The sequence below is a fragment of the Spirosoma soli genome (genome assembly GCF_042684525.1).
GTDB lineage: Bacteria > Bacteroidota > Bacteroidia > Cytophagales > Spirosomataceae > Spirosoma > Spirosoma soli.
Window position 1 is genome coordinate 143883 of record NZ_JBHULN010000012.1, and the last position, 21007, is coordinate 164889.

A 21007-nucleotide genomic window follows, 5' to 3' on the forward strand; every position below is an offset into this window, starting at 1 on the left:
GAAGTTTACTCCTGCCGTTTTGCCGATCAGGCTGATACAGGCCATTATCGATGGATCGGCCATAAATTAGCAGCTGTCCTTTGAGAAAACACGTTTGCCTGACTGAGTAAGCAGTACGCACCTAGTGACCTTTGATCACTTTCAGGGTTTTGGTTTGCCCTGCCGTGCTCACCCGCAGCAGATACATACCCACCGGGGCACTACCCAGCTCCAGCCGCTCCTGATGCGTGGCCTGCTCAACGACCACCTGCTTATCAACCACCACTTGGCCTCTCAGATCCGTTAGCAGCAGACGTACCGACGCCTGCTGAGCCCCCTCAAGCGTCACCCCAAACTCCGCTCCCACTGGGTTAGGAGACACCGTGGCCCGCCATAAGGCTTCCTTTTCCAGCCCGCCTACCCCCACCCGCGCACGGGCACTACCCAACCCAGGACTCACCGGACACATGGCCCGAAGATCCCACACGTAGCGCACTTGTTTGCCCTTCTGGCGGGCCCAAAGGGTGATGGGTTGGGCATCAGCCGCCTGGCGAAGTCCCTGATCAACGAACTGGTTGGGGTTAGTGGTCCAGGCGGTGATGCCCGCGGCCATGTATTCGACGGGAGAGCCGTCTCCACCCTGGGTCTGGAAGACAAAGGCTCCGCTCTGGCAGTCGTACTGGGGCATCAGCAGCCGCAGCTGGCTGGGGTCGCCTACCGGGCAGACGGCCCGGATGTCCCAGAGGTAGCGTACCGTCTGCCCGTTCTGGCGAGCCAGAAGAGTGATGGGCTGGGCATCGGCGGCTGTGCGGGTTTCTTTGTCGACAAACTGGTTGGGGTTAGTGGTCCAGGCGGTGATGCCCGCGGCCATGTACTCGATGGGTGAGCCGTCTCCGCCCTGGCTCTGGAAGCTGAAGGCTCCACTCTGGCAGTCATATAGGGGGGCTACAAGTCGTAGTGCCGACGGTGCTGCCCCGCCCAATAGGCCTCCCGATCCCGTATGAACAGGGCTAAATTTCTGGATACGCTCGTTACCATAATCTGCCACATAGACAGCCCCGTCCCTGTCCACAGCTATACCTGTTGGGTAATCCAACTGATTGGCCCCTGGACCTCTTCCCTGGCCCCCCGCGACGGTGGTGCCGGAGGTAGGGCCTAAGGCCCACTTCTGGATGCGATGGTTACGCGTATCTGCCACATAGATGGCCCCAGCCCCGTCTACAAATACGCTACTTGGATAATCCAATTCATTAGGCCCACTTCCTTTACTACCTCCGGCGACAGTGGTGCCGGAGATAACCCCACTGGAGCCGGGAGGAAACTTCTGGATGCGATAGTTACGCGTATCCGCCACGTATATGGCTCCGGATTCGTCTACAAATACGCCACCTGGATGGTCTAACTGCGTGGGACCCGAGCCTTGCGAACCATTGCCGGCGACGGTTTCGACAAGGATGCCATTGTTGGTGGTAGGAGTATATTTCTGGATACGATGGTTATAGGTATCTGCTACATAGATGGCTCCGTCCCCGTTCACAAAGACCCCACCCGGAGAATCCAACTGACGGACATCGCGGCCTTGTCCATTGCCCCCGGCGACGGGGATGCCCTCGCTGGCTCCGAGGCCCCACTTCATGATGCGATGGTTAGCACTGTCCGCCACATAGACGAGCCCAGCATTGTCCACAGCTACACCAGTTGGATAGCCCAACTGATTGGCCGCCGAGCCGTAACCATTGCCCCCAGCAACGGTGGTGCCAGGGGTGCCACTGCTGGAGCCGGGAGGAAACTTCTGGATGCGATTGTTAACTTGATCCGCTACAAATACGGTTTTGGCACCGTCCACAAAAACACCCCGCGGACCATGCAACAGACTGGCTCCGTTGCCTGGTTGGGACGTGACCCCGGCAACGGTGATACCCACATGGGCCACGGGGATTGCGGGAGTCAGAGGGGTGGGGGGAACCTCCACAGGGATCGGAGGGACGCTCGCGGGGAGAAACTTCTGGATGCGGTAATTTTCAGCATCTGCCACATAGACGGCACCGGCCTCATCTACGAAGACGCCAGTTGGATGACGCAATTGATTGGCCCCATTGCCTGGTTTAAGAGTAATCCCAGCGACGGTCCGAGCCCCGCCGGCTGCCCACTTCTGAATGCGATGATTAAAATAATCGGCTACATAGACGGCCCCAGCCTTATCTACAAATACGCCACTTGGAGAATTCAACTTAAGGGTATCCGGGCCGAATTCACCCTTGTCGCTCCCGGCGACAAGGGTACCTGGGGTGCCCGTAACAGAGCCGGGGGGGAACTTAATGATGCGGTTGTTATATGAATCAGCCACATAGACGGCCTTGGAATCGTCCACAAAGACACTAGTTGGATAATGCAAATAAACTTGCCCGGTGCCTGGTGATTTAGTGAACCCAGCGACAATGATGCCGGAGGTGGCCCTGCTGGATCCGGAAGGAAACTTCATGATGCGATGGTTATTCAGATCCGCCACATAGATGGCCCCAAACTTATCCACAAAGACGCCACTTGGCGTATCCAACTGATTAAGCCCCGGGCCTTGTCCATTATACCCGGCGACGATGGTGCCGGCGGTGTTCTTGCTGGAATTAGAAGGAAACTTCATGATGCGATGGTTATCCCGATCCGCCACGTAGATGGCCCCAAGCGTGTCCACAAAAACGCCAGTTGGATAAGCTAACTGATTGAACTCCGAGCCGTAATCATTGCCCCCAGCGACGACGGTGCCGGCGGTGCCACTGCTGGAGTTGGGAGGAAACTTCATGATGCGATTGTTGACTTGATCCGCCACATAGATGAACCCGGCCCGGTCTACAAATACAGCCTGTACAGTATCCAACTGATTCTCCCCATTGCCTTTACTCCCCCCGGCGACGGTGGACCCGGTGTAGACCTGAGCAATAGCGTTGGTTGACCAGGCCAGCCCGAGTAGCCACAGCAGGGCCAAAGCCCACCGCCCGTGCCACGTTCGGGGGCTGATGAGGGCGAGTTGGCTCTGCCTAATACGTGTCAGGGAATGTAGGGGACAGCGTAGAAGAAAAAGGCTCAAACAGACCGTCCAGCGGGCGGACTGGGCAACAGAAGCAGTAAATGTGGTTTTCATGAGTTTGCCTGGGTCTAACGTAACGAGAGATGATAGTTTTGGTATCTGGGTTGAGGAGCAACCGCAGTAAGCAGACAAAGCGGCAACGTATGCCTAATCGGTCAGTATCGACTTTCGTCCACTTGTTTTCGAGACAAATACGGCGTTAGGCAACTGGATTTCTTGTGCGTATTGCAGGTTATAACCGTGACAGCGATGGGCAAATTCATCCAGCCATCCTTATTGTAGTCAGTGGTGTCTACTGATTTGAACGGCAAGTTAGCCATGTCGGCGGCATAAGATTGGCTGCGTCCCAAAACCCGCCGTTATTGTTCTGCCTGTAGAGTTTACAGTAATGACCAATATGTGAAAGGCTGTCTTACCTGATATGAATAATCCAGTCGGATATCCCGGTTAAAGTCAAACCGAGCCACCCTACCCTCATTACTTTCAGGTCACACAATGCCGGATAGTAGCGCCGTTACGCTCAATGCACCTCAGCACCTTTACTTTGGTTTAGTTAATACATGGAACTCACCTCCGGTAAATTCGTAGTTATCTGTATTATGATCAAAATCGAAACCATCATCACATCGCCAATTAGAATCTGTTCTTAAGTCGTGATATATACCAAAATCTTGTTTTTCCCTGTGAAATTGTTTAAATACGTAATCGCGATCAAATAAACCTTTGGGGTTTATTATGTTACCCCGGACGTCATCCTTAAATAAAATTTCTGCAGCGCCTTCAGGTAATGCCTTACCATCGAACGTGAAATACCAATAAGCAAATTCATAACGGTCAGTAAGCTTAAGATAATAGCCCCGTAAATAACTAGCTGCCTGTATAGGGTAATTTTTGTCAGGGTAAAATTCTTTCGTTGCGTATCGATAAGGAGACTGGTCACACCGTACTGAAAAATTATAACTCGAGTGAAAATCGGCAGCTTTTATGAACATTGCATTCCAAAGAGACTTTTTGAATCTAAGAAAGGCTGCATCTATTAATGCTTGGTATTGTTTTCTATCCTCATCCTTATCCTTCATTGGGAAATAGTTTTCCGCCAAATCCCTAAGGGTGTATTTTTTATTATTAAATTCAATATATCCCTCCTTAAACGCTTCCCGCAATTTCTGGTAATTGGTATCATTGCCGTTTATGTCCTTGGTGGATATCAGTTCTGTCAAATATCGTTGAACTTCCGCATGCATATCGGAAAAACCTTTCGCGAATTCTGCAATTGTAGCATCTACTTTATTTCCTTTTTCCGAGAATTCCCATTTCTCAAGTTGCTCAACGGCAGCTGCTATGGCTGCCCCAAGAAGAGGGAATTCTTCTAATGCTCCCTCTAAGACCGTTAGTCCCAATTTAGTAAAGACTTCTACAAGAATTTCTGTCCAGTTTGTGAGCTTTTCGCCTGCTTCTACAGTACGATACACCACTTGTTCATAACCTTGAGTGTAGGAGGAGTAAAGATGGTCATGCCATATAGCCATACGATTTAAATTAGCTGCCGCCAATGGATACAGAGCATCATCTGGTGGTGCGCTAGCCCCCCCCAGGTCACCATCCCCAGGATTTACCCGATGATCGGCACAGCCGGTAAGCAATGAGGGCATAACAGCGGCACTGGTAGTCGCAATAGCAGCATCTCGTAGCCACTTTCTTCGACTTTGTGTGTTAGGGGTGCTTTGTGAGTTCAACGTTGGTTCCATGAGTTGAATTGGTTTTAACGTGACGAGTAAATAATCACTCAGGTCATCTGGAGCTAAAAAAAACGGTAGCTTGGTTTTCCACTTAAAACTCGACTACATCGCTTTTCTGCGGTATTACGTTGCTGAACGGTTCGGATGTTGTGGGCGTGAACCTAAAGACAGGCTGCTGTGTCAGGAAATCATCGGGGGCTGTACCCAGTTTCCTAAAGGCAGGAAAAGAGTAAGGGACTCCTTCCAGAAACAAGCCATCGGCGTAATTGACCAGCTTTTTCCTGTCCGGATTGGCCACCACATGAAAATGAAGATGGGGGGCTATGGAATTACCTGAGTTACCCAAACGACCTAGTTCCTGACCTGCAGCTACTTTTTGCCCCACCTTGACAAGCAGGGAATTGGGAATCATGTGCGCATACATGGCCAGCGTACCATCACTATGCTCAATGTAGACCACATTACCCGTTACGTTTGTAAAGTCTATTGAGTAATCCACTTTTCCCGGCGTGAGGTTATTGGCAATGCCGTCTGCGGCAAACACGACCGTACCACCCTCTGCGGCCAGGATGGGTTGGTTATAGCAATACCAGTCTTCGTTTTTATCGCCCTTATTTTTATAAGGAAGGCCATCGACAAGTTTGGTAAAATCAATAGCGTACCGCTGGGGATTATTGCCAATAACATACCCATTCTGCGCGGGATCAAACACCGGCTGTGGAAACAGGAACAGGGCTCTTGTGTGGAGGGAGCTGGGATCAGGCGCATCTTCGGTAAACCAGGTGCCGGATGGTAGCGGAAACCCAACGCGTCTTTGATCCGGATATTGACGATCTATCTTTACCTGGAACGTACTGACACTCGTCCTGCCGGATTGAGACACGTGAAACCGATTGGTCAGTACGTCCACATCCCATCCGCTCCTGGGGTAAGGAAGCCAGATGTGGGCCAGATAAAAACTGTCTTTTCTTATCGAAAAATCTGTAAACGTCGATAGTACTTCATTGCCCCGCATCACGTCGATTTTTTGAAGCGTACTGCCCGGGGGCGTGTGCACATGCAAATCATATACCAGCCATTCGCCGACCGTATTCGTCACCTTAACGGGAGCTGAAGGGAGGGCGGCCGATACACTGGATGTACCGTCTGGATTGATCTGATGATCCTGACAACCTAGAAACAATGCGAATCCGGTGACTAAAAGACAAATCGTTACTGTGATACGATATATCATAGCATCAATTGGTTAAACTGAGTTGATTAAATGCCGGGAAACGACAAGAGATGGGCCAAGGGGTCCAGCTAGCAGGCCAGCCCGTAAACCAGGCTCAGGCAGATAACCGCCCGGCTTGTGCGGGTGGTTGTCTGTGCGAGAGAATGGAGTATCCCGGAACGTTTCACCGTCAGAACGATTAGGGTTGGGTCAGACAAGAAAAAAGGGAATCCGTTCCTTAACGATTAACGATTTGGGCTCCTTGTATTCCCATATCCCGCAGCCCATTGGCAAGACTCAGAAAATCAGGGCTGGGTTGTTTTTCATTGGGGTCTTTGATATAAATAAATGTAGCCACAACGAGCACGGTGGTTTTGGTGTCGGGGTTATAGCGCAGCCTTGACAAATAAGCTGGCTGAAAGCCGTCATGCCCGTAACCCAGCCCCGCATCGAACGTTAAGCCGAGGCCGTAACGCTCGTTCCCTTCATCGCCGGGCAGCATCTGCTCCATCAGGGCCACGTTGGCTATCGAAATACCCGTCTGTCCGCTGATGAGCAGTTCCATCCAGCGCGAGATGTCCGCTGGTGTGGACACCACGTGACCATCGGCTACAAAACCAGACATGTTTCTCACTGTCGGATTATACACTTGCCGGCTATTAGGGGGGAATAGGTGCAGGAATGATTCAAGGAAGGGGGCTTTAATCCGCTGGTCGGTTCCTGACACTATACCATACGTATTGGTCAGCTTCAGGGGTTCGAAAAAGGTCTTGGTGATATAGTCGTTGAAAGACATGGGCGTGCCCCGGCGTTGCTGCACAATCTCCACAATTTTGGCCAGCACGTGGTAGCCTGAGTTCGAGTAATAGAATTGGGCATTGGGAAGGTGGTTGAACAGGCCATTCTGGGATATAACAGTAAACTCTTCATCGAAGGTGAAGGTATGAGTGCTATCGGTACCCTCGACATAATCGTAGTACCGCCCGCCGGCATAAGGCTGCTTAACGTCTTTAGGAATATTTTGATTGGTTACGTCAAAGACCCCTGCCCGGTGCTGGAGTAGTTGCTTAATGGTAATCTGATCCTTGTAGGGGATATTATAAGTAGGTGTGTTGGGCAGGTATTTGGTGATGACATCGTCAAGCGACAATTGACCCTCCTGGTGCAGGCGCATGATGGCGGCCGCCGTAAAGGTTTTGCTGATGCTGGCAACCCTGTAATGGGAGTTATCCTGCACCTTCGGATCAATGTTGGTGGAAACCAGATACGAACCCGACGGATTCATTACCCGCATGAAAATGCCGCCCTGCTTGATTCCCCATTTGGTACTTAACGTATCATAGAGGCTATCGGTGAGTTGCTGAAGCTGGGCTTGCGTATTAGCGGGTTCTGGAGCTCTATGATCCAGTACCGAACAGGACTGAATCATAGAGCTGAACAGCATAAACGCAACTATTACGGTTGTAAGTAAGCGTAGTTTCATAACTTGAATGGTTTAGTAAAACTGATTCTCATAGAAATGGAGCTACGCAAGGATTAACCAACGTAATTGCTGAGATACCTTGCGTGGAAAGCTGGAACAGGTTTGGTCACACGATGTCCATTGACTGCTTTTGAAGATTGTCAATCAACAGCACAAGAGTACCAGCATTGGCAAAAAAACAGGTGGAGGATTGTTCCGAAAAGGTGGAGAATTGTTCAGACCCGGGCCAAATGGCGATAATCTTACAGCAAGGGCCCTAGGCAAGCATAGCTGTCTGCCTGGAGGGCCTGCTTTTCGTAAGCTGGAGTGGCCCTGCCCTCGGAAAAAGAAACCCTTGGTCTATTCTTCCGAGGGCAGGGCATGTTGCTGACTCGTTTTCATCTAGTCGGTATTCTGGTAAGCCCGGACCAATAGGGCTATCGTCCGGATGCGTATGCGCACTTAGTGGCCTTTGAGCACTTTGAGTGTGCTGGTCTGGCCTGCCGTACTCACCCTGAGCAGATACATGCCCTCTACCTCTGGGTCTTCTCCACTACGCTCATACAGACTACCGGGTCATACAGGGTATATTCCTCAAACTATTGCCTATGAAGCCCTAACAAACAGCGTACAGGTGTCTAAGCGCTGCCCACATTTGGCCCTAAAGAGATTGCCCTATGTCTGTAGTAGTCTGACTATCGAAATCCAAAGCCGAGCGATGCTCCAAATATTCTGGGTTCAAAGATGTCACTCGTTACAAAAGGCGACCAGTAAAGTCGAAAGTGAACGCCGTTCCGCTTGGGTTGCACCCGTAAACCAAAATTGCCAGATCCAGCGACTCCAGTTCCTTTTGCCACTATATTATCACCAGGTAGGGTGCTTGCACTAATAGCGCTGACGCGGATTACCGTTACGCCCACACCGGCTTCGAAGGCAGCTCGACTATTACCGGCTACGTAGTTAACGAGAACCGGCAGGGTGATAATGTCAATTGAACCTGCACTACTTGAAACGTCGAGGCCACCGACGCCCACGCGCAGGCCTAAACCCGACAAGCCTGGTTTAAAGCGCGTATCATAGTTGAGGGAGACCCCCAGGCCACTACCCAAACCCTCTACGTAGATAGCTTTGGCGGGTCGCTCGGCTGGAGCATCTTGTGCATTTAGTTCGAGAGTAACCAGGAAAAGAAAGAGAAGTAAATAGATGTTATTCATGTGTTTGGCAATTAATTACTCCTATCGAGGCCCCTATAAAGACCAGTGAACAAAACGTTTACCGGAAAGCAGTAAAAAGTGTAGACGGTCCTGCGCCGGAATCGCTCGGGCGAACCGACCGCTCACTTGAACAGGCTTTGCCTGACAGAGTCAGTTTCATTTACCGACGGCGGCTTCCCATATCCCGTCGTGCACCACCAAAATCAACTCCAACTTTGAAGCCTACGTAACTGTTCGGGCTGCTAACGTTCGTATTTCCCACCATGAATTCGGTAGCTTTCGCTGCGTTGTATTCAATAGCAGCCACGAAGTGACCTGCTTTGATACCGCCCCGTATCATGGTCCCAACCGTTTCATTTTTAACGGATCTGGTTTGCTGTATGATTTCTCCGGTGGACGTTTTAGTTATATCACCGTAACCTGTTACTTTAATTTCGTTGAAGCCAATACCCGCGCCCAGAAAAGGCTGGATATTACCCGTTCCGAACAGGTAGTTTCCTGTAATCATGTATGACAGATAATCGCCTACGCCGCTGTCTAACGTAACGCCATTAGTATTTAAATTCCTCTTTAAGGATGCGCCTTCCAGTCGCAAACCAAGGTCAAAATGGTCAGAGAAGCCATACTTTGGCTCGACTGCCACTAAGAAACCGTCCGTAATATTGCTGTTGGCGTTGAGAAGATAGGCAAGACCCACCGACAGGTTAACTTTAAATGGTTTGTACTGCTGGGCGGTGGCTGACAGAGCTACCAGCATAAAAAGACCTACAAGGTAAGTTTTCATAGTTGCAACTAGTTAACTGTGAATGATAAGCGCTTAAAAAGCTATTGGTGAATTGTATGCTGAGTGGTTTAAAGAAGAACAGAACAGCAGCACAAGAGTATGGGTATCCGCTTAAAAGCAGGTACACTATTGTTCCGAAAAGGTGGAGTATTGTTCAGCCCTTGGCCGATTGGCGATAATGGCCGGGAGAAACGCCAAATTCTTCGGAAAACACCCGGCTGAAATACTTCGGATCCTCAAAGCCAACCGCGTAGGCTACTTCTGAAACGTTTTGTTTCGTAGCGGTTAGCAGCTCCTGTGCCCTGCGTAAGCGCAGGGCACGCACGTAGCGGCTGACGGACATACCCGTCAGGGCCGTCAGCTTCAGGTGCAGCGTGGTGCGGCTCATACCCACCTGCAGACAGATGGTGTCCACTGAAAGCTCCGTGTTATCCAGCTGTGCTTCTATCACCGTTCGGAGTTTTATTAAGAACTCATCTTCCAGAGAGTCGACCGGCCTAGCCTCACCCGGTTGGGGTGCTCCCGGCTGGAGAGGAGATAGAGTAGCCGAAGCAATACCCAGCGGGGTACCGCCCAACGCCAGTTGGCGGTAATAGCTTTGTAACTGCCGCCGGGTCTGGATGAGGTTACTCAGCACCACCTGTAATTCTTCGGGTAGGAACGGTTTTACGAGATAGGCATCAGCGCCCCGCCGTAAGCCGGAAAGCCTGTCGCTCACAGCCGCCCGCGCAGTGAGTAGTACAATGGGGATGTGGCTGGTTCGCTCATCGGTTTTCAACGTATCGCATAGGTCAAATCCATCTTTAACCGGCATCATCACATCGCTCAGAATCACGTCGGGGCTTTTCTCAAACGCTAATTCAATACCGATCTGCCCGTTTTCAGCCCGGATCACCTGGTAATCGGCCCGGAGACAGGTTTGAATGTAGGCGGCTACGTCGTCATTATCTTCTACCAGCAAGAGCAGTGGCAGATTGGCGGCAGAGGTGAGTATTTCTGGCTCGCTCCACTCGGTGCGGTCAGAACTGATCAGAGCCGGAGCCACTGACACCTCCAATGCAGGCCCGGCCTCACGTGGCCTAGCCTGCATTGGCTCGGCCTGGCGGGTCAGTGGTAAGCTAACCACAAATTCAGCACCCAAGCCGGACCCATCCAGGCCGGACCTATCCAGGCCGGAACGGTTTCGAACGGCTAGTCCGCCGTGCATAAGCAACACCAGTTCCCGCACCAGCGACAGCCCAATGCCGGTGCCATTAACCGGCGAAGTGGCCAGCGTATCCTCCTGACGTGGCCCGGCCTGGATGGGTCCGGCCTGGATGGGCCCGGCCTGGATGGGCCCGGCCTGATGCGGCCAATCCAGGCTGGGCCCCGCTTGAAAGAAGCGGTCAAAGACCTTAGGCAGGATTGATGGCTCAATGCCGGGTCCGGTATCGCTGACACTGAACCGAATCCAGGGGGTATCCAGATAATCCGTTGGCGTAAGTTCCTCATAGTACCCTTCCGGACCCAGGGGTTGCCAGGTATCCAGGCGCTTCAACTGGTAGTCGATTTGTCCGCCCTCGGGGGTAAACTTTAGGGCATTTGTCAGCAGATTAGACAGGATATCCTGTAGCTTGTCTTTATCAAAATCAGCTTCGCAGGCCTCCTCTCCCAGAACACATAGTTGGATATCCTTAACCTTGGCCATCGACTGGAACGATTCGATGATGTAGCGGGAAAAAGTCGCCAGATCGGCCCGCACCGGGCGCAGCTGCATCTCCCCAGCCTCAATTTTTGAGAGGTCCAGTAACTGGTTGATCAGCCGAAGCAGATTGGTACCATTCCGCTTTATTAAATCAGCTGCCTGCCGCAGCTGCTGGGGTTTTTCGTCCGGTTTGTAGGCTTCCAGTCCGGCGGCCATACCCAGTATTACCGTGAGCGGGGTGCGAAACTCGTGCGAAATATTTGCGAAGAAGTGGGAGCGTGTCTGGTTGAGCCGGAGCAAATCCTGTGCCTGCTGCTCAATGATCGTTTTATCGTGTTCGATACGGGCAGTGGCCTGCCTAACCTGGGCTTCGAGCCGGAGCTGTTCGGCCCGATGTTGCCAGATTCGCCACCGCAGCCAGGCCCAGATGCCAGCCCCAACCAATAGTACCATCAGCACTAAAAACCAGGACTGCAAATAAAAGGGACGTACTACCACCAGCTTAATGGTCAGCGTGTTGGTTGACCACTGGCCATCAATGGCCTGCGCCTTGATCAGCAACGGGTGTTCGCCATAGGGCAGATTGCTCAAACGTAGCGTTGGCTCCGACTGGTAGGTCCAGTCTTCATCCAGGTCGTTGAACCGATACGCGTACAGGTTCTTTTCGGCATTGGCGTAGTTGAGCAGGGCAAAATCCAATACGCTGGAGCGGTCATCGGGCTGAATGGTAATGGTATGGCTGGTTATTACGTCCTGGGTTTTGTCGACGACCTTACCGACCGAATAGTCGTACTGCCGAAAGGAGGTGATGCGTACCAGTAGCTCAGGCGTTGGTTTCTGGGTTTGAAAATCCTGCGGATCAAAGGCCGTGATGCCGTTCAGCCCCCCAAAATAGATGCGGCCGTTTTTCTCCTGAAAATGGGCAATCCGGTTGAACTCGTTATGGGTAATGCCATCTTCGACCAGATACGCCTGGGTTGTCAGTCGAAGGGGATCAAATTGCATGATGCCAAAATCGCTGCTCATCCAGAGGTGGCCCCGGTGGTCGGGGTATATGGCATAGATGTTATCGTTGGATAAGCCTTCGCTGCGCCGGAACTGCCGATACGCCCCCTTCCGGCGGTCCCACCGGATCAGTCCCGCGTTGGCGGTGGCCAGCCAGTAGATGCCCGCCTTATCCTGGTAGAGATGATGGAAGCTTTCGGCGGGCAGGTAATACTCTCGCTTTCCCTCACTCCCGTAACGGGCCGTGATCCCTTGTTGCGGATGGAGGGTATACAAGCCCGTATTGGCGCAAATCCAGATAACGCCCTGCCGGTCCGGAGCGATGTGCAGTACCTGCGCCTGAGCCAGTTCAGTAAATTGATTGTACTTGACATAGGGTGTGACCTTCTCCTGTGTCGTATCGAATAGGTAAAGCCCTCTTCGCCCACCCAGCAGCCAGTGTTGCGCGTTCAGGGGGTGCAGCGCCCAGGCATCCCAGAGTTCGGGGAATTGGGCCGCCCTGGACCTACCGGTGGCCGGCTGGTAACGAACAAGCTTATGTCCGATACCACCATAGAGCGTCCCCTGCCCATCCTGCCTCAACCCATATGCCAACGTAAACGGATCCCCGTTGGTCGTGGCGGTATTGGGAGGGTACTGCCTCTTGGGTACCCCGCCCCTGCGCGGGGCGCTGTATAAACCGAACTTCTCCAGATTGGCAAAGACCTGATCGTCCAGGACGGTAATCCCCCGAACAGCCGCTACCCGTTTATCCTTCGTATTCTCCTGATAAAAGAAGCGATGAAAATGGTTCTCGGCCAGGTCAACCTGATACACGCCAAAACTGGTACCTAACCAGAACAGTCCGTTCCGGTCGCGGAAAAAGCTTCGGTTCACGATTGGCTCGGCCGTTAGCTGAGGGGCAATCGTCAGCACAACTCCGTGGGTAGCACTCCGTAAACTCGTTCCATCCCACATTAAACCGCTACGGTCAAAGGCGTAGCAAACCGGGTAAATGTATCTGGTTGACGAGGCCAGTAACGAATACGGTACTACTCGTGGTTGACCCGATTCGTCTACGCTGTACGTTATATCGGATGCTGGCTTTACCGGGTCCCGGGCAATATAGAAAAACTCGATACCAGCGTTTCGCTGACCATAACAGATAGTAATTGACCCCACCTCATGTGAGAACTGATGCACGATCCGCCCATCGAGTGTCAGTTCAACCACAAATTGATCATCGGCGATGGCCCAGACCGTATGGTGGTTCGTGACCTGAAAGGCGATGAGTTTGGTAAACTGCGGCACGGCTACGTACCGCAGCCCGGATTGAGGATGGTACGTAACCAACCGGGCGGATTGAAAGTCGGTGAAGGCGATCGTGCCATTCTCGCTGCTAAGCAGACGATAATGATCATCGGGCGCCCTCGGAGGACGTTTTTTTCCAAACTTGTCTTCAAAGGAGATCGCCTGACCGGTTAACGGGTTGAACAGCGTGATCTGCGACGGACCGTTGGCCCCCATAAGCCACAAATACCCTTCGGCATCCTGAGCTATGGATTGTATATCGTCGAAATCGAGTCCGTTCCGCTCTTTCGTGTAGGTGGTAAATTTTAAGCCATCGAAGCGGTTGAGCCCGAACTTAGTGCCGAACCACATAAAGCCCTGTTTATCCTGCAAAATGGCGTTTACTTCCCGGTGCGATAAGCCTTGCTCAGGTCCATAGTATTTCACCGAGGCTGTGTAGGATTGAGCTTGCACGCCCATACTGCCCCAAAGCCATAGCGTCATGATCAGACCGGTAAGACCTATGCGCATTTTTTCGTATCTCACGGCAGTACTCGGGCTCATCTTAGTTACTAAGCACCGTTAGCAATCTGTCTACTAACTATATCCTCCTAGTTACTATATTCGATCAGTAGAAAAAAATGTATTGTATATACGGACAAAACAAGATACACAGTTTCTTTTATGCGTATTTAACGAGACGACCGTCTAACGGGCCTATACCGTACTGTCGGTTACGCATGAGGTGTGACGCCGTTAGGAGTAGAAGACGCCTTGAGAACCCTTTTCGATTGGTTATAATAGCTATTGATACTCTCAAAATTCGGTTGACGGACCTGGTCAATCCCCCTCCATGACGCTTAACGTAACCCTCTCTATTTTGTACGTGAGTTTTGCCCTAACCGCCATGGGGCAGGCGAAGAATCCATCGGCTACGCAATACCTGAACAACCGGAGCCCACTTCGCCCAAATCCATACATTGAGTTACCCTTAGGTGCGATTAAACCGCAAGGGTGGTTAGCCGAAATGCTGATTCGGCAAAAGAACGGTGCTACCGGCAATCTGGACAGACTATACCCGCTGGTCATGAATGAGCGTAATGGGTGGCTGGGTGGCGATGGCGATCAGTGGGAACGCGGCCCTTACTGGATTGACGGACTATTACCACTTGCCTATATTTTGAACGATCAGGAGCTCATTGCCAAAACGAAACCCTGGGTTGAGTGGGCCCTGAATAGCCAGCAGCCTGATGGCTACTTCGGCCCTGCAAAAGACTACGGTCCGGAACCGGGCATACAGCGCGACAACAGCCGCGACTGGTGGCCCAAGATGGTCATGCTCAAGATTCTGAAGCAGTATTACTCAGCAACGGGCGATCAGCGGGTGATTAAGCTGATGACCAACTACTTCAAATATCAGCTCAAAGAGCTACCCCAAAAGCCGCTCGACCACTGGACGTTCTGGGCTCGCTACCGCGGAGGTGACAATCTGATGGTCGTTTACTGGCTCTACAACATTACCGGCGACAAATTTCTACTGGATTTAGGTGATCTGATTCATAAGCAAACCTTCGATTACACGAACGGCTTCTTGCAAACCGATATGCTGTCGAAGGCCGGTAGTATCCATTGCGTGAACCTGGCGCAGGGCATCAAAGAACCGCTTATTTATTACCAGCATCATCCGGAGAAGAAATACGTAGACGCCACCAAAAAAGGCTTTGCCGACATTCGAAAGTTCAATGGCATGGCGCACGGTCTTTACGGTGGCGACGAAGCCCTGCATGGTAATAATCCAACGCAGGGTTCGGAACTGTGCTCGGCCGTAGAAATGATGTTTTCGCTGGAGAACATCCTTGAAATAACCGGTGATGTAGGCTATGCCGATCAGCTCGAAAAAGTGGCGTTCAATGCCTTACCAACGCAGGTGTCAGACGATTTTCTGAGTCGTCAATATTTCCAGCAGGCGAATCAGGTAATGGCGACGCGGCATACCCGCAATTTCGATGTCAACCATGAGGGAACTGATCTGTGCTACGGCTTACTGACGGGCTACCCCTGCTGTACATCAAACATGCACCAGGGCTGGCCGAAGTTTACGCAAAACCTGTGGTATGCCACACCCGACAAAGGCCTTGCCGCCCTGGTGTATTCACCAAGTGAAGTTAGGGCGTCCGTTGCCAACGGCACTCAGGTGTCTTTCAACGAAGAAACCAATTATCCTTTTGACGAGACAATCCGGTTTACGTTAAACATGGATAAGAACGTAAACTCTGTTTCGTTCCCCTTTCGGCTTCGGATACCGGCCTGGTGTAACAAAGGAAGCATCAAGATCAATGGTAAGGTCTGGCAGGCCCCAAACGGCAATCAGATTGTTACGATCAACCGAGCCTGGAAGTCCGGCGACGTAGTTGAGTTAACCTTACCGATGCATGTCTTCAAAGATACCTGGTACGAAAACTCAATGTCGGTTGAGCGTGGTCCGATTACGTACGCCTTAAAAATTGGCGAACAGGCCACATCGGTTAAAAATGAGAAAGATCCTATCGAATACGGCGATCGATACGTAGAAATTCGTCCGACAACCCCCTGGAATTATGGGCTGATTGACGTTCGCCCTGATAAGCTGGAAACCCAGTACGTAGTTGAGAAAAAGGGGACGGTATCGACTTTCCCCTGGAATCTCGAAAATGCACCTATCCAGATCAAAACAAAAGGCAAGCGCATTCCCTCCTGGCAGCTATATAACGACATGACGGGCCCAATTCCCTACAGCATTACGTATCAGTTAGAAACGGCTAAAGACGAAGAGGAGATCACCCTGATTCCGTATGGTTGCACTCACCTGCGTATTGCCCAGTTTCCGGTTATCAGAGGGAAGTAAGCTATTCGGTTTGTGTTCTATTGTACGGGTAGAATTGGCGATTTCGTTTATTTATTATCCAGGATAAAACTGGAAGAACGGTTATCTAATCGCTAAATTTAAGGTCATTCCGACGCTTACCACGTCTCAAACACAATTCCCCAACCTTGATTAATCAGTAGCTCTCCAACATGAAAAAAGCCCGCAACGGTTTACCCATCAAAAAAACACTAGGCTGGGTCTGTGGTCTGGCTCCCGTGCTTCTCCTGGCCGGGTACCAGAACGCGAAAGACCCGATAGACAGGCGGATTAAGCGTATGGCTCCCGAAAAAGCCGCCCAACTCGCCAAATCCATTGAAGCCACCGTGACGCCCCAATTAGAGGAAGGACTTACCTTACGCTTGTGGGGCGTCGACTCGCTCGTTTCTGACCCGATCGCCATTGATATTGACGACATGGGCCGCCTGTATTATACCCGCACGAATCGTCAGAAGAACTCCGAGTTTGACATACGGAGCCATCAGGATTGGGAAATCGAGTCGAACCGCCTACAGTCGATCGAAGACAAACGTGCCTTTCTGCACCGGGTACTGTCGCCGACCAACAGCAAGAAAAACGAGTGGCTGAAAGACCTCAATGGTGATGGCTCGCACGACTGGCGCGACATGACCATTGAAAAAGAAAACGTGTACCGCCTGGAAGATACGTCCGGCGACGGCGTTGCCGATTTGTCGCAGTTGGTAGTCGATGATTTCCATGACGAGGTGACTGATGTTGCCGGAGGTGTCATGACCCACGGCAACGATTTATACGTGGCCGTAGCGCCTGACCTGTGGCGAATGCGGGATAAAGACGGCGACGGCATAGCTGAGTCCAAAACCTCGATTTCGCACGGCTACGGCATTCACGTCGGCTTTGGCGGCCACGGCATGTCGGGTATCGAGATGGGTCCCGATGGACGAATCTACTGGCAGATCGGGGATATTGGTTTCAACGGCAAAGGTCCCGACGGCAAGAAATGGGAGCACCCAAACAGTGGCGTCGTTGTTCGGTCGAATCCCGACGGCAGCGACTTTGAGGTGTTTGCCTATGGCGTTCGGAACACCCACGAATTTGTTTTTGATGAGTATGGCAACCTCATCAGCGAGGATAACGACGGCGACCATCCCGGCGAGAAAGAGCGACTGGTTTACATCGTAAATGGCTCCGACACCGGCTGGCGTAGCAACTGGCAATACGGCAAATACCGCGACCCGAACAACAATACGTATAAGGTCTGGATGGATGAGCAGATGTATAAGCCCCGGTTTGACGGGCAGGCGGCATACATCACCCCTACCCTGGCCAACTTCGTCAGTGGTCCGGCCGGTATGCGCTACAACCCCGGCACGGCCCTAAGCCCTAAATACAAGAACACGTTCTTCATCGCCGAATTTGTGGGTAACCCGGCGCAATCGGGCATCCACACGTTTACGCTTAAACCCAAGGGGGCTTCCTTTGAGTTGAGTGGACAAAAAAAGATTCTGAGCAACGTATTGGCTACGGGGATCGACTTTGGGCCGGATGGCGCGCTGTACGTAGCTGACTGGATTAACGGCTGGAACACCAAAGATTACGGTCGGGTCTGGAAACTCGACGACAAAGAGGGAGCCGCCTGGACCGACCGGCAACGAACCAAAACTTTACTGGCCGAAAATTTCGGGAGTCGAAAAGAAGCCGATTTAGGCGAGTTGTTGAAGAATCCTGACATGCGGGTTCGTCAGAAAGCGCAGTTTGAACTGGCCAAACGTGGGGCCAAAGGTGTCCCTGTGTTTACCAGCGCTATCGGGCAAACAGACAATCAATTGGCGCGGGTGCATGGCATCTGGGGCATCAGCCAATTAGCCCGTCAGGACAAGCAGTACGCCAGGTTGCTGTTGCCCCTACTCAGCGATAAAGACCCCGAGATCAGAGCGCAGGCCGCCAAATGGCTGGGTGACGTTCGTTATAAAGAAGCGGGTGCTGCGCTGATTCCGCTTCTGAAAGATGAGAACAGCCGGGCGCGTTTCTTTGCCGCCGAAGCCCTCGGCCGAATCGCCTACGAGCCCGCCATCACTCCGATCATTCAGATGCTGGAAGCCAACAAAGACGAAGACGTTTACCTTCGTCACGCGGGTAGTCTGGCCCTGGCTCGCATCGAGAAAGCAGAGCCAGTAATCGCCTTGTCGAACCACCCATCGAGGGCGGTACGCATTGCGGCCGTTGTGGCCCTCCGGCGCATGAGTAACCCGGGCATCAGCAAATTTTTAGCCGATCAGGACGAATTTATCGTTACCGAAGCCGCCCGGGGCATTAACGACGATCTGTCGATTCCGGCCGCCCTGCCCGCGTTGGGTAACCTCTTGCAGACTACCCGCTTTACGAATGAAGCCCTGCTACGTCGCGCCATTAACGCCAACCTTCGGGTTGGTACGCCCGAAGCGATGCAGAACCTGATGGACTACGCGGCAAAAGACGGTAGCCCCGTGGCGATGCGGGCCGAAGCCATGGAAGCACTCAGCACCTGGGCAAAACCGTCGGTGCTTGATCGGGTCGATGGTCGATACCGGGGCGCTGTAGAGCGCGACCCGGTTATGGTTAAAACCAGGACTGCTGCTTTATACTCGAAGCTGCTCACCCATCAGGACGTAGCGTTGCGCATGAGTGCGGTGAAAGCCATCAGCAAACTAAAAATTGGGCAAGCTTCGCCCGAGCTGTTTGCTCGTCTGAAAGATGACAAAGAGGCTAACGTTCGGGTAGAAGCGTTACGCGCACTGGCCGCCATGAATGATCCACAGATTAGCAAAGCCATCGAACAGGCGTTAACCGACGACGAAAAAAGCGTCCGCGTAGCCGCGATTGACCTCTTAAGCAAGACAAACATGTCGAAAGACCTGATGGTGTCGCTGCTGTCGGACGTGATCAACACCCGGACAACCGAAGAGAAACAGGCGGCCATGGTAGCGCTTGGTAAAGTACCGGTTGCGAATTCACAGAAAGCGCTCGATCAATTGCTGACGAAGATGGCGAACGGTACATTGCCGATCGAAATCAGCCTGGAACTGGATGAAGCGATTACCAACAGCAAATCTCCTCAGTTGATGGCCCGGTATAAGGCTATCACGGCGAAACAGTCACCCGATGCGGTGGCCGCGTCTTACAAAGCCAGCTTGTACGGGGGCGAACCTGATCTGGGCCGACGGGTCTTCTTCCGGCATCAGACGGCTCAGTGTATCCGCTGCCATGCCTATGACGACCTGGGTGGTAATGCTGGCCCGCGCCTGAATGGGGTTGCCAGCCGACTCACCCGCGAGCAGTTGCTGGAAGCTCTGGTCAACCCCAGCGCCCGACTCGCCCCCGGTTACGGAACCGTTACGCTCGAACTTAAAAACGGCAAAACGATCAGTGGCATTTTGCAGGGAGAAACGCCCGAAGGAGTATCCGTTAAAGTGGGCGACCAGCCAGACACGGTTATTCCCAGAAATCAGATCGCCAAACAAACGAACGCGCCATCCAGCATGCCCGAAATGAAATACCTGCTCACCAAACGCGAAATCCGGGATGTGGTCAGTTTCCTGGCCACGTTGAAGGACGATAAGGAAGACAAGTAAGTTAAACTTTGGATTAACGGTAAAAGCGTAGCTTGAACGATCTTGTTCGGGCTACGCTTTTACCGTTAATCAGCTTCTTGTGCACTAAGCGTATAGCGACAAACTTTAGTAGTTTCAGGGTATGAACGTACTTACCATTGACCAGCCAGTACCAATACACACATTAGAACAAGACCCAATACTAGGCGGCAAGCTATTTAGCATGATTCGGCTTGAAGGGACGTTGATTTATCAGTCGGATCTTCTCCTACCGCATCGGAAAGATTACTTCATGCTTGTATTCGTCCAGCGCGGCAACGGCCGACATTGGGTGGACATGACGCCTTACGTCATCAAAGACAAGACGTTTTATTTCTTCGTACCGAATCAGCTCATCGTAAAAGAAGAGCCCAAACCGTTGTGGAGCACTGTTATTGCCTTTACAAACGAGTTCCTGGCCTTACAGGAGAACGCTTCGCTGGGTAAACTACCGCTGATACAAAATCCACAGAATGCCCATGAATTACGGCTTACCGACGCTGACGTGACCTTTATTGAAGACATATCAGGAAAAATTTATACCGAATACGGCCGTCCGGGCGAATGGCAGCAACGCATGGTAACGGCTTACCTGACGGTGCTACTTACTTATTTGAGTCGACTGTATACCGAGCAGTTTGAGAGCAATCCGTTTTCGACCGACAAGCTTCTGCTGAAAAAATATCTGTCCACGATTGAAGAACACTTCCGCAACCTGCACCAGGTGAGTGAGTATGCGTCACTGCTCAATGTGTCTGCCGGGTATCTGAGCGAAATAGTAAAAGCGCAAAGCGGTAAACCGGCCATCACCCACATCCATGAGCGCCTAGTGCTGGAAGCGCGACGATTACTGTTTCATACCCAACACTCGCTTAAGGAGATTGCGTTTGATCTCGGTTTTTCGGACCCTTCCTACTTCAACCGCTTCTTTAAGCGCGAAACCGGCGTGACCCCTGCCGAGTACCGCGACACCATCCGTGAAATGTACCAGTAATTCCGTGAAATGTGTTCCGGTCAGACATACAGTGTACGGTAGCTTTGTATCGTTAAACAATTCGATACA

10 protein-coding genes are annotated in these 21007 nt (G+C 51.9%); 3 read left to right on the forward strand and 7 right to left on the reverse strand.

The window, feature by feature from the left end; all coding sequences use genetic code 11:
- Window positions 1-121: 121 nt before the first annotated feature.
- The 7 genes from ACFSUS_RS18990 to ACFSUS_RS19020 form a co-directional block, all read right to left on the reverse strand.
- On the reverse strand, window positions 122-3118 hold the full coding sequence (locus ACFSUS_RS18990; RefSeq protein ID WP_381525313.1) for a T9SS type A sorting domain-containing protein: 2997 nt from the start codon (window positions 3116-3118) through the stop codon (window positions 122-124).
- Window positions 3119-3603: 485 nt separating this feature from the next.
- Window positions 3604-4812 (reverse strand): hypothetical protein, encoded by a 1209-nt coding sequence (locus ACFSUS_RS18995; protein WP_381525314.1) that lies wholly within the window; start codon window positions 4810-4812, stop codon window positions 3604-3606.
- 82 nt (window positions 4813-4894) lie between these two features.
- Complete coding sequence (locus tag ACFSUS_RS19000) at window positions 4895-6037, reverse strand: M23 family metallopeptidase (RefSeq protein ID WP_381525315.1); 1143 nt, start codon at window positions 6035-6037, stop codon at window positions 4895-4897.
- A 217-nt stretch (window positions 6038-6254) separates the two neighbouring features.
- Window positions 6255-7499 (reverse strand): serine hydrolase domain-containing protein, encoded by a 1245-nt coding sequence (locus ACFSUS_RS19005; protein WP_381525316.1) that lies wholly within the window; start codon window positions 7497-7499, stop codon window positions 6255-6257.
- Window positions 7500-8173: 674 nt separating this feature from the next.
- Window positions 8174-8692: a hypothetical protein gene (locus ACFSUS_RS19010; RefSeq protein WP_381525317.1), complete on the reverse strand. Its 519-nt coding sequence runs from the start codon at window positions 8690-8692 to the stop codon at window positions 8174-8176.
- Between the two features lie 160 nt (window positions 8693-8852).
- Window positions 8853-9476, reverse strand: coding sequence for an outer membrane beta-barrel protein (locus ACFSUS_RS19015; RefSeq protein WP_381525318.1), 624 nt, complete (start codon window positions 9474-9476; stop codon window positions 8853-8855).
- Between the two features lie 154 nt (window positions 9477-9630).
- Window positions 9631-13980: a hybrid sensor histidine kinase/response regulator transcription factor gene (locus ACFSUS_RS19020; protein WP_381525319.1), complete on the reverse strand. Its 4350-nt coding sequence runs from the start codon at window positions 13978-13980 to the stop codon at window positions 9631-9633.
- A 307-nt stretch (window positions 13981-14287) separates the two neighbouring features.
- On the opposite strand from ACFSUS_RS19020, the gene ACFSUS_RS19025 reads away from it, so the two are divergent.
- The 3 genes from ACFSUS_RS19025 (at window position 14288) to ACFSUS_RS19035 (ending at window position 20938) form a co-directional block, all read left to right on the forward strand.
- Window positions 14288-16318 (forward strand): beta-L-arabinofuranosidase domain-containing protein, encoded by a 2031-nt coding sequence (locus ACFSUS_RS19025; protein WP_381525320.1) that lies wholly within the window; start codon window positions 14288-14290, stop codon window positions 16316-16318.
- Window positions 16319-16488: 170 nt separating this feature from the next.
- Window positions 16489-19926: a HEAT repeat domain-containing protein gene (locus ACFSUS_RS19030; protein ID WP_381525321.1), complete on the forward strand. Its 3438-nt coding sequence runs from the start codon at window positions 16489-16491 to the stop codon at window positions 19924-19926.
- A gap of 121 nt (window positions 19927-20047) precedes the next feature.
- Window positions 20048-20938 carry an AraC family transcriptional regulator gene (locus ACFSUS_RS19035; protein WP_381525322.1) on the forward strand — a complete coding sequence of 297 codons (891 nt, stop codon included), beginning with the start codon at window positions 20048-20050 and terminating at the stop codon, window positions 20936-20938.
- Window positions 20939-21007 lie beyond the last annotated feature (69 nt).

Coding starts and splice junctions, on each gene's coding strand:
- ACFSUS_RS18990 (WP_381525313.1), bottom strand. CDS start 3,118: ATGAAAACCACATTTACTGCTTCTGTTGCCCAGTCCGCCCGCTGGACG.
- ACFSUS_RS19030 (WP_381525321.1), top strand. CDS start 16,489: ATGAAAAAAGCCCGCAACGGTTTACCCATCAAAAAAACACTAGGCTGG.
- ACFSUS_RS19000 (WP_381525315.1), bottom strand. CDS start 6,037: ATGATATATCGTATCACAGTAACGATTTGTCTTTTAGTCACCGGATTC.
- ACFSUS_RS19035 (WP_381525322.1), top strand. CDS start 20,048: ATGAACGTACTTACCATTGACCAGCCAGTACCAATACACACATTAGAA.
- ACFSUS_RS18995 (WP_381525314.1), bottom strand. CDS start 4,812: ATGGAACCAACGTTGAACTCACAAAGCACCCCTAACACACAAAGTCGA.
- ACFSUS_RS19010 (WP_381525317.1), bottom strand. CDS start 8,692: ATGAATAACATCTATTTACTTCTCTTTCTTTTCCTGGTTACTCTCGAA.
- ACFSUS_RS19015 (WP_381525318.1), bottom strand. CDS start 9,476: ATGAAAACTTACCTTGTAGGTCTTTTTATGCTGGTAGCTCTGTCAGCC.
- ACFSUS_RS19005 (WP_381525316.1), bottom strand. CDS start 7,499: ATGAAACTACGCTTACTTACAACCGTAATAGTTGCGTTTATGCTGTTC.
- ACFSUS_RS19025 (WP_381525320.1), top strand. CDS start 14,288: ATGACGCTTAACGTAACCCTCTCTATTTTGTACGTGAGTTTTGCCCTA.